Genomic DNA, 14,092 nt, shown 5'->3' on the forward strand with positions numbered 1-14,092 from the left:
CTACAGTCGATGCATGACTGATACAGCTCTGGCCGGAGCGTCCGCGGACACCGCCGCCTCCAAGCGCCCGGCCCGCACGTCCCGACCCGCCGCGAAGCCGCACGGTCAGTGGAAAGTGGACGGCAAAACACCCCTGAACGCCAACGAAACCTGGAAACAGGAAGACGACGGCCTGAACGTGCGCGAGCGTATCGAGACCATCTACTCCAAGGAAGGCTTCGACGCCATCCCCGGCCAGGACCTGCACGGCAGGTTCCGCTGGTGGGGCCTGTACACCCAGCGCAAGCCCGGGATCGACGGCGGCAAGACCGCAACCCTTGAGCCGCACGAGCTCGAGGACAAGTACTTCATGCTCCGTGTAAGGATCGACGGCGGCGCCCTCACCACCGAGCAACTGCGGGTCATCGGCCAGATCTCCGTGGACTTTGCCCGGGACTCGGCGGACCTCACTGACCGCCAGAACATCCAGCTGCACTGGATCCGGGTGGAGGACATTCCCGAGATTTGGACCCGCCTGGAAGCCGTTGGCCTGTCCACCACCGAGGCGTGCGGCGATGTTCCCCGCGTTATCCTCGGTTCGCCTGTGGCCGGTATCGCCAAGGACGAGATCATCGATCCCACCCCGCTCATCGAGGAGCTGGGGGAGCGGTTCATCGGCAACCCGTTGCTGTCCAACCTGCCGCGCAAGTACAAGACCGCCATTACCGGCCACCCCAGCCAGGACGTGGTCCACGAGATCAACGACTTCGCCCTGGTGGGTGTCCAGCACCCCGAACTCGGCATCGGCTACGACCTCTGGGCCGGGGGCGCGCTGTCCACCAACCCGATGCTGGGCAAGCGCCTCGGCGCGTTCGTAACTCCGGAGCAGGCCGCGGACGTCTGGCTCGGCGTCACCAGCATCTTCCGCGACTACGGCTACCGCCGCATGCGCACCAAGGCGCGCCTGAAGTTCCTGATGGCCGACTGGGGTCCGGAAAAGTTCCGGCAGATCCTCGAGGACGAATACCTGGGCTACAAGCTGGCCGACGGACCGGCAGCGCCCAAGCCCACCTCCCCGGGAGACCACATCGGGGTGCACGAGCAGAAGGACGGAAAGTTCTTTATCGGTGCCACCCCGCTGGCCGGCCGCCTGTCCGGTGCTGCCCTGGTGAAGCTCGCGGACACCCTCGAGGCCCGCGGCTCCTACCGCCTGCGCACCACGCCGCACCAGAAGCTCGTTGTCCTGGATGTCGAGAAGGAGCAGGTGGAGCCACTGGTGGCCGAGCTGGACGCGCTGGGCCTGTCCGCCCGCCCGTCCGTGTTCCGCCGCGGCACCATCGCCTGCACCGGCATCGAATACTGCAAGCTCGCCATCGTGGAGACCAAGCACACCGCGGCCACCGCCGTCGCCGAACTGGAACGCCGCCTGGCCGATCTCGCCGCCTCCGGGAAATTGCCGCACGCCTTGTCGCTGCACATCAACGGCTGCCCCAACTCCTGCGCCCGCATCCAGACAGCGGACATCGGCCTCAAGGGCATGATGCTTCCCACGCCCGACGGCGACCCCTCCCCGGGTTTCCAGGTTCACCTGGGCGGCGGGCTGGCGTCCAACGAGCGTGAGGAAGCAGGGCTGGGACGCACCGTCCGCGGACTCAAGGTCTACGTGGACGACCTGCCCGATTACGTGGAGCGCGTCGTCCGCACCTTCGTGGCCCAGCGCGCGGAAGGCCAGACCTTCGCCGAGTGGGCACACGCCGCAGACGAGGAGGCACTCCAGTGAGCAAGCACGCCCTCGGAGTCGACCCTGTTGTAGCGCCGGCTGAGGCTTCAGCCCAGGTCGACGCCGCGGTGGCAACCGCTGCTCCCAAGCTCCGCTCCAAGGAAGAACTGAAAGCCCTTGCCGCGGCCGGCGCTGCCGAGCTCGGCTGGGACGCCCCCGCCCGCGACGTTATCGCCTGGGTGGAACGCAACTTCGACCTGCCCGCGGTGGCCGTGGCCTGCTCCATGGCTGACGCCGTCCTGCCTGCCCTGGTCGCGGACCAGCTGCCCGGCGTCGACGTCCTGTTCCTGGAGACCGGCTACCACTTCCCGGAAACCTACGCCACGCGCGACGAGGTGGCCGCGAACCTCCGCGTCAACGTGGTGGACGTGCTCCCCGAAACCACCGTGGAACAGCAGGACCGGCTTTTGGGCAAAAACCTCTTCGCCCGCGACGCCGCCCAGTGCTGCGCCCTCCGCAAGGTGGCCCCCCTCCGCCGCACCCTGTCCGGCTACGAGCTGTGGTTCACCGGCGTCCGCCGCGACGAAGCCCCCACCCGCACCAACACCCCGCTGGTGACCTGGGACGAGGCCAACGGCCTGGTCAAGGTCAACCCGGTGGCCGCGTGGACGTTCGAGCAGCTGGTGCAGTACTCGGACGATAACCTCCTGCCCGTCAACCCGCTGCTTTCCCAGGGTTACCCCTCCATTGGCTGCCAGCCCTGCACGCGGAAGGTGGCGCCGGGCGATGACCCCCGCGCCGGCCGTTGGGCAGGCTCCGACAAGACAGAATGCGGACTACACGTATGAGCACCTATCTATCCGAGGAGACCACCCAGGTGAGTGAAGCTGGAGTCTCGACCCGGTTGAGCAGCCTCGACACCCTCGAATCCGAGGCCATCCACATCATCCGCGAGGTTGTTGCCGAGTTCGAGAAGCCTGCACTGCTGTTCTCCGGCGGCAAGGACTCTGTGGTGATGCTGCACTTGGCCACGAAGGCATTCTGGCCCGGCAAGGTTCCGTTCCCCGTGCTGCACGTGGACACCGGCCACAACTTTCCCGAGGTCATCGACTTCCGGGACCGCACCGTGGAGCGGCTTGGCCTCAAGCTCGTCGTCGGCTCCGTCCAGGAGTTCATTGACCGCGGCGAGCTCGCCGAGCGTGCCGACGGTACCCGCAACCCGCTGCAGACCGTCCCGCTGCTTGACGCCATCCAGCAGAACAAGTTCGACGCCGTCTTCGGCGGCGGCCGCCGGGACGAGGACAAGGCTCGAGCCAAGGAACGCATCCTGAGCCTGCGCGACGAGTTCGGCCAGTGGGACCCGCGCAACCAGCGTCCCGAGCTGTGGAACCTGTACAACGGCCGCCACACCGTGGGCCAGCACGTGCGCGCGTTCCCCATCAGCAACTGGACCGAGCTGGACATCTGGCGCTACATCGAACGCGAGAACATCGAACTGCCCGGCCTGTACTACGCCCACGAGCGCGAGGTCTTCGCCCGCGACGGCATGTGGCGTGCGGTCGGAGAGGTATCCCAGCCGCTGCCTACCGAGGAAGTCATCACCAAAACCGTCCGCTACCGCACCGTGGGGGACATGTCCTGCACCGGTGCCGTTGAGTCGGACGCGTACACCGTTGCCGACGTCGTGGTTGAAGTCGCTGCCTCCACCCTGACCGAACGTGGCGCCACCCGTGCAGATGACCGCATCTCCGAGGCAGCCATGGAAGACCGCAAAAAGGACGGGTATTTCTAATGAGCACCGACACCGTTTTGTCCGGCGCCGACGCGCTGGTGACAGCCCTGCCCACGACGCTCTTCCGGTTCGCCACCGCGGGATCTGTCGACGACGGCAAGTCCACCCTCGTGGGCCGCCTCCTTCACGATTCCAAGGCAATCCTCGCTGACACGCTGGACGCAGTTGCCCGCACCTCCGCAGACCGCGGCTTCGGCGGCGAGAAGGGCGGCATCGACCTCGCCCTGCTGACCGACGGCCTGCGTGCCGAGCGCGAACAGGGCATCACCATCGACGTCGCCTACCGCTACTTCGCCACCGACCGCCGCAGCTTCATCCTGGCCGACTGCCCCGGGCACGTCCAGTACACCAAGAACACCGTAACCGGCGCGTCCACCGCGGACGCCGTCGTCGTACTCATCGACGCCCGCAAGGGCGTCCTGGAGCAAACCCGCCGGCACCTGTCCGTGCTGCAGCTGCTCCGCGTGGCGCACGTGATCGTGGCGGTGAACAAGATCGACCTGGTGGACTTCAGCGAATCCGTGTTCCGTGAGATCGAAGCCGATGTGCAGCAGGTGGGCCGCGAGCTCGGCCTGGGTGCTGACGGCATCAGTGACCTGTTGGTGGTGCCCGTGTCCGCGCTCGACGGCGACAACGTGGTGGACCGCTCCGAGCGGACCCCCTGGTACACCGGCCCGGCACTGCTGGAGGTCCTCGAAACCCTCCCGGCTGCAGACGAGCTGGAGAGCCACCTGGAAAGCTTCCGCTTTCCGGTTCAGCTGGTCATCCGGCCCCAGGGCGCCCTGGCTCCCGACGCCGTTGCCGCCGGCCTGGACGTGGAGGCCTACCGCGACTACCGCGCGTACGCCGGCCAGATCACCGAAGGTTCGGTCAAGGTGGGGGACAAGGTGTCCGTGCTGACTCCCGGCCAGGACCCCCGCACCACCACCGTGGCGGGCATCGACTTCGCCGGCGCCTCGTTGGAAGAGGCCGCCGCCCCGCAGTCCGTCGCCATCCGCCTCGCTGAGGAATTCGACGTCGCCCGCGGTGACACCATCGCCGCCGCCGGCACCGTCCGCGAAGCCTCGGCAGACCTGTACGCTTCGCTCTGCTGGCTTTCTCCCAAGCCGCTGCGTGAGGGGCAGAAGGTGCTGGTGAAGCACGGCACCCGCACCGTGCAGGCCCTGGTGCGCAATGTCTCCGGCAAGCTGGACCTGGCCTCGTTCAAGCTGGAGCCGGCGTCAACGCTCGAACTGAACGACATCGGCCACGCTCAGCTCCGGCTCGCCGCACCGCTCCCGCTGGAGAACTACCTGCACCACCGCCGCACCGGCGCGTTCCTGGTGATAGACCCGCTGGACGGCAACACGCTGGCCGCAGGCCTGGTCAAGGACCACCCGGGCGACCACGAGGACGAGCGCTACAGCATCTAAGCCTGACGGACCCAAGTTAGTCCTCATCCGAATGCGGGTAAGGGCCGGGCATGGAGACCATCAACAGCAAGCTGCTCAACTGGGCTTCGATCCTTGACCCCCAAACCCGGGAACAGGCCGTGATGACCGCCGAGCTGCCGTTCATCTATCCGCACTTGGCGCTGATGCCCGATGCCCACCTGGGCAAGGGCGCCACCGTAGGCTCAGTCATTCCCACTTTGAACGCCATCATCCCGGCGGCGGTGGGCGTGGACATCGGCTGTGGAATGATCGCCGTGCGGACCCAGTACTCCCTGAAGGACCTGCCGAAGGACCGGAGACGGCTCCGCGAGGACATCGAACGGGTGGTTCCGCTGTCCGCGGGGCACAACAATAAAAAGGTGCTGCCAACGGCCGAACCCCGGGTGGCTGAACTGAAGCAGCAGGCAGCGATGGCAGGCTTCAACCCTGCCCAGTACGTGGCGAAATGGGAGCTGCAGCTGGGGTCGCTGGGCTCGGGCAACCACTTCATCGAAGTCTGCGCCGACGAAAACGATGACGTCTGGCTGTTCCTGCACTCAGGTTCGCGCGGCATCGGCAACAAGATCGCCCAGCACCATATCGGCGTTGCCCAGCATGTGTCCCGGAAAAACCAGATCCGGCTGCCGCACCCGGACCTTGCCTACCTCGATGAGGGCACGCCGCAGTTCGACCGGTACATCGCGGAGCTGCGCTGGGCCCAGCACTTCGCCTTGCTGAACCGGGAAGAAATGATGGACCGCGTCAGCACCCAGTTCGGCAAGTGGGTGGGCGGCCCGGTCCACGAACGGGAGCGAATCAACTGCCACCACAACTTCACCCAGCAGGAGAAGCACTACGGCAAGTCCCTCTGGGTGTCGCGGAAGGGGGCCATCAAAGCCGCGCCGGGCGATCCCGGACTCATTCCCGGCTCCATGGGGACGGCGTCGTACGTGGTGGAAGGAAGGGGCAACCCGGCATCCCTGAACTCCTCGCCGCACGGGGCAGGCAGGGAATACTCACGCAACGCCGCCCGCAGAACGTTTTCCCTGGAGGAGCTGAAGAAAGCCATGAGGGGCATCGAGTTCCGGGCATCCGAGGCCTTCATCGACGAGATTCCCGCCGCCTACAAATCAATCGACCAGGTAATGCAGGACGCCGCAGACCTCGTCACGGTCCGGCACAAGCTGCGGCAACTCATCAACGTCAAGGGCAACTGAGCGGCAGGAGCGGATTGTTGGCCGGGTCAGGCCGGCGCGGCTGCTGCCCTCCGCGCCCGTGCGGACTCGAGCCATGCCCGGGCCTGGCCGGGGTCATCGGCCGTGCCGCCGTCGGCGTTGAGCTCCAGTGCCCGGTCCAGGTCTTCGCCGCTCCTCAGGGGCCAGACGTGGACCTCCAGGCCCGCGGCCTGCAGCTGTTCCACGTGCAGGGAAGTGAGGTGCTCGAACCCCGTATACAGTGCCCCGGCACCGGTAACGATGAGGACATCCTCGAGTTCTTCCTGCTGCCGGCGCGTAGCGGGAAAACTGCTGACGATGAGGCCGCGGGGTACTCCCGACAGGTGCAGCGTGAGGAGGAACAGTGCCTGCGGGAGGAAGCTGGAGAACTTGATGCGCCGGGTGTTGGACGGGTCCTGAGCCAGCAGCGCGGCCAGGGCGGGCACCGCCGACGGGTCTTTAATCTCCACCTGAAGCGTGGCGGTGGTCCGCCGGAGGACCTCGGCAAAAGTCAGAACCTCGTGCCCTGGCGCCAGCTGAACCGCATGCACCTCGGCCAGCGTCAGCCCGGTGACAGACGCCGTGGCGTTCCCCCTTCCTGCTGCCAGCCGCTCAAGGGTTGGATCGTGGAGGACGATCGGGATGCCGTCGGCCGTGATGCGCACGTCAAGTTCGATTTCGTCAACACCGGCTGCCTCGGCCAGCCGGAACGACGCCGCGCTGTTCTCGGGTGCCAGGGCCATGGCCCCGCGGTGGCCGACGAGAGCGAAGCGGGCCTTCCGGGAGCCCGGCCCGACGTTGTGGTTCAGAGAGTCAGTGGGAAACTGCAGAGCGGGAAGCACCTGGTGGTTGGTCACAACCAGAACCTATGGAGGCAAGGTCAACTGCCAGGTGGAGGGACCTTAACGGGGCAAAAACGTCCGGTCAAAAGTGCGGCCGCCCTGCGGTTAATCAAGGGGCCCACGGCGCATCAGCTGAGGTCCGGTTTCTGTTTGAGGGCAGCCTGCAGGAGATAGGTGGTCTGCCGGCTGCACTGCTTGATCCGCCGGAGGTGGGCTGCTGCCAGCTGGGGCAGGGCGACGGCGGGGTCGGTGTCACGGGTATCGCGTCGAATATCCTGTTCCAGGTCCATGGCAAGCCCCGCCAGCCGTTCCGCCCCCACCATCTGGCTGGAGGTTTTGAGGCTGAGGACAGCGTCAATGGCCCCCTTAAGGTCACCGGTCGTGAGGGTCTGACGCAGCCGCTCCGTCCTTTCAGGCAGGTGCGCGATGAAGTTCTGGACAAACACTTTCCAGACTCCCTCGTCGTCGTCCAGCTCCTCGCGCAGCCTCACCAGCACGGCCGGATCCAGGAGGGGTAAGTAGCCGTCGTTCTGGGTCACGGTTGCTCCCACCGGTGAACCTCCGCGCTAAGTACAGCCCCATGACACAACCGATGCCTGAACAGCCTGTTAGCCATAACGCCCCTGAAAGTCAAAACTCCTTTGTGCCTCCCAGCAGGACTTTCCATGGACGCTACGGGGCAGGGGAGGGCCAGGCACGAGTAGGGAGTACTCGTCTTTCCCATTGCGGGAAAGCCGGCGCTTCCAAGTGGTGGGACCGCCGACCGTCAATTATGACGCTAGATGAACCCGCGTGACCCCCCGTTTCCGCTTCATTGAACGGCCTTATGCCACTCCCTATGGTGAAACAATGACTAGTTCCAAGCCCGGGATGACCCGCATCGTGGCAGGCGAAAGCGCGGTTCCCAAGCGCAGCCGTGCCATCGAGGCGGCCCTGGCTGTCGGGCTGGTCCTGCTGATCGTGGTGGGCGCTGTGGTTGCCTCCACTGTCTCGCGTAACACTGAGGCCCGGGCAGTCGAGCCCACACCCGCCGCCGACTTGAAGCTGGGCTACTTCGGGAACGTGACCCACGCCCCCGCTCTTGTGGGCATCAGCCAAGGCTTCCTGGCAGGCGCCCTCGGTGATACTGCCCTCAGCACTGAAACTTTCAACGCCGGACCCGCGGCCATCGAAGCCTTAAATGCAGGCGCCATTGACGCCGCCTACATTGGCCCCAACCCGGCCATCAACTCCTTCGTCAAAAGCCAGGGTGAGTCAGTCCGGATCGTGGCCGGCGCTGCTGCCGGCGGCGCCCAACTGGTGGTCAGGCCGGGCATCGAGTCCGCTGCGGACCTCAAGGGCAAAACGCTCGCCTCGCCCCAGCTTGGCGGCACGCAGGACGTTGCCCTCCGCGCCTGGCTTTCAGACCAGGGCTACAAAACCAACGTTGACGGCAGCGGCGACGTCGCCATCAACCCCACCGAGAACGCCCAGACGCTGAAGCTGTTCCAGGACGGAAAGCTCGACGGCGCGTGGTTGCCCGAGCCGTGGGCGTCCCGGCTGGTGCTCCAGGCCGGCGCAAAGGTACTGGTGGATGAAAAGGACCTGTGGGACGGAAGCGGCACCGGCAAACCGGGAGAGTTCCCCACAACGGTCCTGATCGTGAACCAGAAGTTCGCCGCTGACCACCCGGACACGGTGAAGGCCCTCCTGGCCGGCCATGCGAAGTCGGTGGCCTGGTTGAACGAGGCTCCTGCCGCCCAAAAGGCAAGCGTCATCAACGCGGCCCTGCAGGAATCGGCCGGAGCAGCCCTGGCCGGGGACGTCCTCGCACGGTCACTGGCCAACATCACGTTCACCCTTGACCCGCTGGCCGGAAGCTACCCCCGGCTGCTGGAGGACGGGGTGGCGGCCGGAACCACCAGGCAGGCGGACATCAACGGGTTGTTCGACCTCCGTCCGCTCAACGACGTCACCGCCACCAGCGGCGCCACCGCACCTGTTTCAGCAGCCGGCCTCGGCCAGGACTGACACCCTCACTTCCGTAACTACCTAAGGACGGCACCATGCCAGTCGTACTGGAACACCTGGGCAAGAGCTTCGGCGATGGCGCCCCGGTACTGGACGACGTCAACGCCAACATCGGCAAGGGCGAGTTCGTTGCCCTCCTCGGTGCCTCCGGCTGCGGCAAGTCCACCCTGCTGAACATCATGGCCGGACTGGAGGCCCCGTCATCGGGCGCCCTCGAAGTTCCCAGTGACGGCGCCGCCTTTATGTTCCAGGACGCCGCGCTGTTCCCCTGGCTCACCGCCCGGGAGAACATCGAACTGGCCCTCAAGCTCCGCGGCGTGGGCAAAGCCGAACGCAAGGCCAAGGCCCAGGAGCTCCTCGAACTGGTGCACCTCGGCGCCGCGGGGGACAAGCGTCCGCACGAACTGTCCGGCGGCATGCGCCAGCGGGTGTCCCTGGCCCGGTCGCTCGCGCAGGACCGGCAGCTGCTCCTCATGGACGAGCCCTTCGCTGCCCTCGACGCCATCACGCGCGACCTGCTGCACGATGAACTAGAGCGCATCTGGAAGGAAACCGGGCGCACCATTGTCTTCGTGACCCACAACGTCCGCGAGGCCGTGCGCCTGGGCCAGCGGGTACTGCTGCTGTCCTCCCGTCCCGGCCGCGTTGTCCAGGAATGGGCCGTCACCGAGGAACATCGAACCGACGCCGGGCTTGCCGGCCAGCTGACCGGAGTCATTACGGCCCGGCTGCGTGAGGAGATTCGCCGCCATGCCAAGTAAGTCCACGCCCCTTGCGGAAGCGCCGTCCGCGTCGGCCGAACCCCAGCATATTCACGCTGCCCTGTTGCGCACATCCACTGGCAAGGAAGACCTGCGGGAGCTGGAGTCCGGGCTGGACTCCCTGCAGTCCGACGCCGACCGTAAACATCGGATCGACTGGAGCCGGGTGCTCCTGCCGATCGCCGCCCTGGTTGCCCTGGTCCTGATCTGGCAGTTCTACGTCTCGCTCGGCGTCAAGCGCCGGGACCTGGTGCCCGGTCCCCTGGACGTGGTGGCCCAGATGGGTGTCCTCTGGAATGAGGGCAAACTGCAGGAATCCCTGTGGACCTCCATGCAGCGGGGACTGGTCGGCTTCATCATCAGCGTGGCCATCGCGACTCCCGTGGGTTTGCTGCTGGCCCAGGTGGCTCCGCTCCGCCGCGCCTTCGGTCCGCTGATCTCCGGCCTGCAGGTGCTGCCGTCCGTGGCCTGGGTACCGGCCGCCATCATCTGGTTCGGCCTGACCGACGCCACCGTGTACTTTGTGATCTTCATGGGCGCCATCCCGTCCATCATCAACGGGCTTATCTCCGGAGTGGACCAGATTCCGCCGCAGTACCGCAGCGTGGGCACCGTCCTCGGTGCTTCCCGGCTCCAGATGTCACTGCAGATCATCCTCCCCGCAGCGCTCCCCGGGTACCTCAGCGGCCTTAAACAAGGTTGGGCGTTTTCCTGGCGTTCGCTCATGGCCGCGGAAATCATCGCGGTCGGCGGCACCATCGGCTTCGGCCTGGGCTCACTGCTGGACCAGGGCCGGCAACTGTCCGACATGTCCGTGGTGATGGCGGCAATCCTGCTGATCCTCGCCGTCGGCATCCTGATCGAACTGCTGGTGTTCGCCCCGATAGAAAAGCGCCTCCTGCGCAGCCGCGGCCTGCTGGCCGGCAGCACCCGCTGACCGGGCGGCGGCGGACCGGACAAAACCGCGGTAATGCCCGACGGCGACTTCCGCCGTCGGGCATTACCGTTTCTCTGGGCAGCTGATACCGCTGCGAATAAGCTGGGCTTTCAAGCGTCGACCGAGGGGAGACAGCGGTGCCCGGTACCGGTACTTCCGAGCCGTCCCATGGGTGGCGCCGCATTTTGGGCGGCGCAGGCAAACCCTGGGTGCAGGCCCGGTGGTTGGTGGTCCTGCTGGTTGCCGTTCCTGTGCTGATCGTGGCGGGATGCACCGTGTTCCTCAACAGCGGCGCCGACCGGAAGCCGGACTCCGAGTTTGTCACAGCGTACGGCCGTGGCCTGTTCGTCAACGGTGAACCCACCAGGCTCAAAGCCGTAAACTTCTCGAACTTCTACCACCGGAACCTCAAGGGGAATGAGCTCCTGGACTCCCAGCACCACTCGGCAGCCGACTTGGCGCGGGCCAGGGAAATGGGCTTCAACAGCGTCCGCTTCGCCTTTGACGGAGACTGGTACGTGGATTCGCCGGACTTCTTCTTCCAGTGGCTGGACCGGAACGTGGCGTGGGCGAAGGAGCATGACATGCGCCTGGTCCTGGACCTCCATACCCCCATCGGGGGTTTCTGGCTGGACCGCGCCAGTGATGCGGTGAGCTTCGACCTCTGGTCCAGCCCGGAACTGCAGCAGCGCAACCTGGACCTGTGGCGTGACATCGCCGGGAGGTACAAGGATGAGAAGGCCATCGCCGCTTACGACCTGCTGAACGAGCCGGTGACAGCTGACGCTACGGGTGAGCAGTGGCAGCGGCTGGCAGGGGACATGGTGGCTGCGGTGCGTGCTGTTGACCGGAACCACCTGCTGGTGGTGGGTGGAATCTACGGCGTCAACGGGCATTACGGAACCACCGGAATCGACCCCCATTTTCTGGTGGACGATGACAACGTGGTGTACGACTTCCATTTTTACGAGCCCATGGAGTACACCCACCAGTACGCCTCATGGATCGGCGGTCCGCTCAAGGACGGGGGCCGCTACCCGGACCCAAACGTCGTCATCTCAACTGGCGACAGGGTCCTGCTTCCGGAAAACCGGATCGCCACTCCATCCCTGCCGCCCGGGACATCGGACTGGGCGCCCTACGACAGCGGCGTCATCCCCATCGACAACGACCGGGCCACGGCCGCTGCGCCGTTGGTCACGGTACAGGGCGGGATGAAGGGAACCGTCCGGTTCGATGCCATCGTGGTGACCGAATATGGCCCGGACGGAGCGGAAATCCGGAAAGTCACCGAGGATCTGCTGGACGGCGACGGGACGCGGGACTGGCACGAATGGCAGTATGGCGGGGATGACGCGGCACCGGCGGGGTTTGCGCGGGAGGCTGCCGGGTACCAGGACAACGGCAGCCTCTCCATCACCAACGTTGCCGCCGGGGCCACGGCAGGCTGGAGCAGCGATTCACACCTGTTCAAAGTGGTACCGGGCAACAAATACCGCATCCAGGGCTACATGCGGGGGCAGGACATCGCAGCCCTGGCCGGGTCAGCCCCGCGCATCAGCCTGCAGCTGGACGTTTACGCCGGAACACCGGGTGCGGCAGGAAACGGCTTCGTGGAGCTCGGCAAAGAGTACCTGGCCAACGAAATCGCAAAGCACCTGGACTTCGGCGCGCGACATAACGTCCCCATGTCCGTCATGGAGTTCGGACTTGTACGGCAGGCCTTCGAAATGGAAGGCAAGGGCGGAGACCGGTGGGTGGCCGATGTACTCTCCCTCCTTGAGGACAACGATCTCAGTTTCGGCTACTGGCAGTACCACAACGACCACATGGGCCTCTACCTCACCGGCACGGGTCCGCCCGGGGAGCCGAACCGGTTGCTCCAGGACACGCTCACACGCGAACTGCGGTAACCGTGCATGCCCGGCAGGAGCCGTGGCGTGAAAGCGTGCGGTGGGGGAGTCCGAACGGCCCGCCAGGGCCTTGTATGACGCAGCGTTACCTTGCGTGAACTGGTGTTGCTCGGCCTTTGTTGGCGATTGTGACGCGGCCCTACCGTTGATTCATGGCAATTCAGGATATATACCCCACAGCGCTGCGGTTGCTCGGCCGCCCGGTGCTGGTGGTGGGCGGCGGCCCCGTGGCTGCCCGCCGCGCCAAGGGTCTGCTCGACGCGGGTGCCCGGGTCACCGTCGTGGCTCCGGTTGCCTCTGACGCGCTCCAGGAAATGGCCCGCTCCGGCCTCCTCGCCTGGGAGCCGCGCACCTACTCTTCCTCCGACGTCGACGGCGTCTGGTTCGTTCAGACGGCCACCGGTGACGCTGCGGTGGACGCCCGGGTTTCCGCCGACGCCGAGGCGCAGCGGATCTGGTGCGTCAACGCCTCCGACCATGAAGCCTCCGCCGCCTGGACTCCCGCCGTGGCAGAAGTGGACGACGTGAAAATCGCCGTGAACGCCGGCGGGGACCCACGCCGTGCCATGGCCGTCCGCGATGCTGTGGCCACAGCCCTGGAAACCGGTGACCTGCCGCTGCGCCGCCGCCGCGCTTCCGCCGGAAGTGTCGCCCTCGTCGGTGGCGGTCCCGGAGATACCGGCCTCATTACCGTCCGCGGCCGCCGGCTCCTGGGCCAGGCCGACGTCGTCGTCGCTGACCGCCTGGGCCCCCGTGAACTACTGAACGAACTGGCGCCCGACGTCCGCATCATCGAGGTGGGCAAGACCCCCGGCCACCACCCCGTCCCGCAGACAGACATCAACCGGATCCTCGTTGAGGAGGCCCGCAACGGCCACCGCGTGGTCCGGCTCAAAGGCGGCGACCCCTACGTCCTGGGCCGCGGCGGCGAGGAAGCCGAGTACTGCCGGCAGCACGGCGTTGAGGTTGAAGTGGTTTCCGGCGTCACGTCCGCCATTTCCGTTCCCGCCGCCGCCGGCATCCCGGTCACGCACCGCGGCCTGGCCAAGGGCTTCAGCGTGGTGACCGGGCACGAAGAACTCACCGAAGTACCGGCCCGCCCGGACCACACGGTTGTCCTGCTGATGGGTGTGGGCCAGCTGCGCGAATCGGTGTCCGCCCTGGGCAAAGCCGGTCTGCCCGGCAACACCCCGGTTGGTATTGTTGAAAACGGCTATTTGCCGAACCAGCGCGTCACCATCGGCACCCTCGGTTCCATCGCGGACCAGGCCGAAGCCGCCGGAGTCGCAAATCCCGCAGTGATAGTCATCGGTGATGTGGTGCGCGTCAGTCCCTTCGCGCCGTCGCACTTCAAAACCGCTGACTACAGCACCATCACGCCGAACCAGCCCCGCACCACCAAGCCCCGAATCCTCACCTCCTAGCCCACAACCCAACCAGGTAGCAGTAACTGTCGTTATGAGCCCTCAAAACGACAGTTAGTGCTACCTGGTTGGGCCGGAACGAACAAAA

Annotated in this window: 12 protein-coding genes; 10 read left to right on the forward strand and 2 right to left on the reverse strand. The window is 66.2% G+C overall.

Going from position 1 to position 14,092, the window contains the following annotated elements; genetic code table 11:
- Positions 1-13 precede the first annotated feature (13 nt).
- The 5 genes from AC5RTE_RS12395 to AC5RTE_RS12415 are packed head-to-tail and all read left to right on the forward strand — an operon-like array spanning position 14 to position 6,120.
- The gene (locus AC5RTE_RS12395; protein WP_494041693.1) at positions 14-1,759 is read left to right on the forward strand and encodes a nitrite/sulfite reductase; all 1,746 of its coding nucleotides are present in this window, start codon (positions 14-16) and stop codon (positions 1,757-1,759) included.
- A complete protein-coding gene (locus AC5RTE_RS12400) occupies positions 1,756-2,547 on the forward strand; it encodes a phosphoadenylyl-sulfate reductase (protein ID WP_494041694.1) in 792 nt (263 codons plus the stop codon). The genes AC5RTE_RS12395 and AC5RTE_RS12400 overlap by 4 nt, the downstream gene beginning before the upstream one ends.
- Positions 2,544-3,491: a sulfate adenylyltransferase subunit CysD gene (cysD, locus tag AC5RTE_RS12405; protein WP_494041695.1), complete on the forward strand. Its 948-nt coding sequence runs from the start codon at positions 2,544-2,546 to the stop codon at positions 3,489-3,491. The genes AC5RTE_RS12400 and cysD overlap by 4 nt, the downstream gene beginning before the upstream one ends.
- A complete protein-coding gene (locus tag AC5RTE_RS12410) occupies positions 3,491-4,903 on the forward strand; it encodes a sulfate adenylyltransferase subunit 1 (RefSeq protein WP_494041696.1) in 1,413 nt (470 codons plus the stop codon). Before cysD ends, AC5RTE_RS12410 begins: the two co-directional genes overlap by 1 nt.
- Before the next feature lie 50 nt (positions 4,904-4,953).
- Positions 4,954-6,120: an RtcB family protein gene (locus tag AC5RTE_RS12415; RefSeq protein ID WP_494041697.1), complete on the forward strand. Its 1,167-nt coding sequence runs from the start codon at positions 4,954-4,956 to the stop codon at positions 6,118-6,120.
- A 26-nt stretch (positions 6,121-6,146) separates the two neighbouring features.
- Here AC5RTE_RS12415 and AC5RTE_RS12420 read toward each other — a convergent pair whose 3' ends face one another.
- Entirely contained in the window at positions 6,147-6,974 is an 828-nt protein-coding gene (locus tag AC5RTE_RS12420; protein ID WP_494041698.1) for a glycerophosphodiester phosphodiesterase, read from the reverse strand.
- Between the two features lie 113 nt (positions 6,975-7,087).
- Complete coding sequence (locus AC5RTE_RS12425; protein ID WP_494041699.1) at positions 7,088-7,498, reverse strand: Hpt domain-containing protein; 411 nt, start codon at positions 7,496-7,498, stop codon at positions 7,088-7,090.
- Between the two features lie 331 nt (positions 7,499-7,829).
- On the opposite strand from AC5RTE_RS12425, the gene AC5RTE_RS12430 reads away from it, so the two are divergent.
- The 5 genes from AC5RTE_RS12430 (at position 7,830) to cobA (ending at position 14,004) form a co-directional block, all read left to right on the forward strand.
- Positions 7,830-8,969, forward strand: coding sequence for an ABC transporter substrate-binding protein (locus AC5RTE_RS12430; RefSeq protein ID WP_494041753.1), 1,140 nt, complete (start codon positions 7,830-7,832; stop codon positions 8,967-8,969).
- Positions 8,970-9,004: 35 nt separating this feature from the next.
- A complete protein-coding gene (locus tag AC5RTE_RS12435; protein ID WP_494041700.1) occupies positions 9,005-9,730 on the forward strand; it encodes an ABC transporter ATP-binding protein in 726 nt (241 codons plus the stop codon).
- Positions 9,720-10,667, forward strand: a complete 948-nt coding sequence (locus AC5RTE_RS12440; protein ID WP_494041701.1) for an ABC transporter permease — start codon at positions 9,720-9,722, stop codon at positions 10,665-10,667. Before AC5RTE_RS12435 ends, AC5RTE_RS12440 begins: the two co-directional genes overlap by 11 nt.
- Positions 10,668-10,804: 137 nt before the next feature.
- Positions 10,805-12,580 (forward strand): glycoside hydrolase family 5 protein, encoded by a 1,776-nt coding sequence (locus tag AC5RTE_RS12445; protein ID WP_494041702.1) that lies wholly within the window; start codon positions 10,805-10,807, stop codon positions 12,578-12,580.
- A gap of 152 nt (positions 12,581-12,732) precedes the next feature.
- A complete protein-coding gene (gene cobA, locus AC5RTE_RS12450) occupies positions 12,733-14,004 on the forward strand; it encodes a uroporphyrinogen-III C-methyltransferase (RefSeq protein WP_494041703.1) in 1,272 nt (423 codons plus the stop codon).
- Positions 14,005-14,092 lie beyond the last annotated feature (88 nt).

This window comes from Arthrobacter sp. K41, from assembly GCF_059089645.1.

Bases quoted from the DNA above. Each gene is read 5' to 3' on its own strand.
- AC5RTE_RS12395 (WP_494041693.1), top strand. From the start codon at position 14: ATGACTGATACAGCTCTGGCCGGAGCGTCCGCGGACACCGCCGCCTCC.
- cysD (WP_494041695.1), top strand. From the start codon at position 2,544: ATGAGCACCTATCTATCCGAGGAGACCACCCAGGTGAGTGAAGCTGGA.
- AC5RTE_RS12410 (WP_494041696.1), top strand. From the start codon at position 3,491: ATGAGCACCGACACCGTTTTGTCCGGCGCCGACGCGCTGGTGACAGCC.
- AC5RTE_RS12415 (WP_494041697.1), top strand. From the start codon at position 4,954: ATGGAGACCATCAACAGCAAGCTGCTCAACTGGGCTTCGATCCTTGAC.
- AC5RTE_RS12430 (WP_494041753.1), top strand. From the start codon at position 7,830: ATGACCCGCATCGTGGCAGGCGAAAGCGCGGTTCCCAAGCGCAGCCGT.
- AC5RTE_RS12435 (WP_494041700.1), top strand. From the start codon at position 9,005: ATGCCAGTCGTACTGGAACACCTGGGCAAGAGCTTCGGCGATGGCGCC.
- AC5RTE_RS12440 (WP_494041701.1), top strand. From the start codon at position 9,720: ATGCCAAGTAAGTCCACGCCCCTTGCGGAAGCGCCGTCCGCGTCGGCC.
- cobA (WP_494041703.1), top strand. From the start codon at position 12,733: ATGGCAATTCAGGATATATACCCCACAGCGCTGCGGTTGCTCGGCCGC.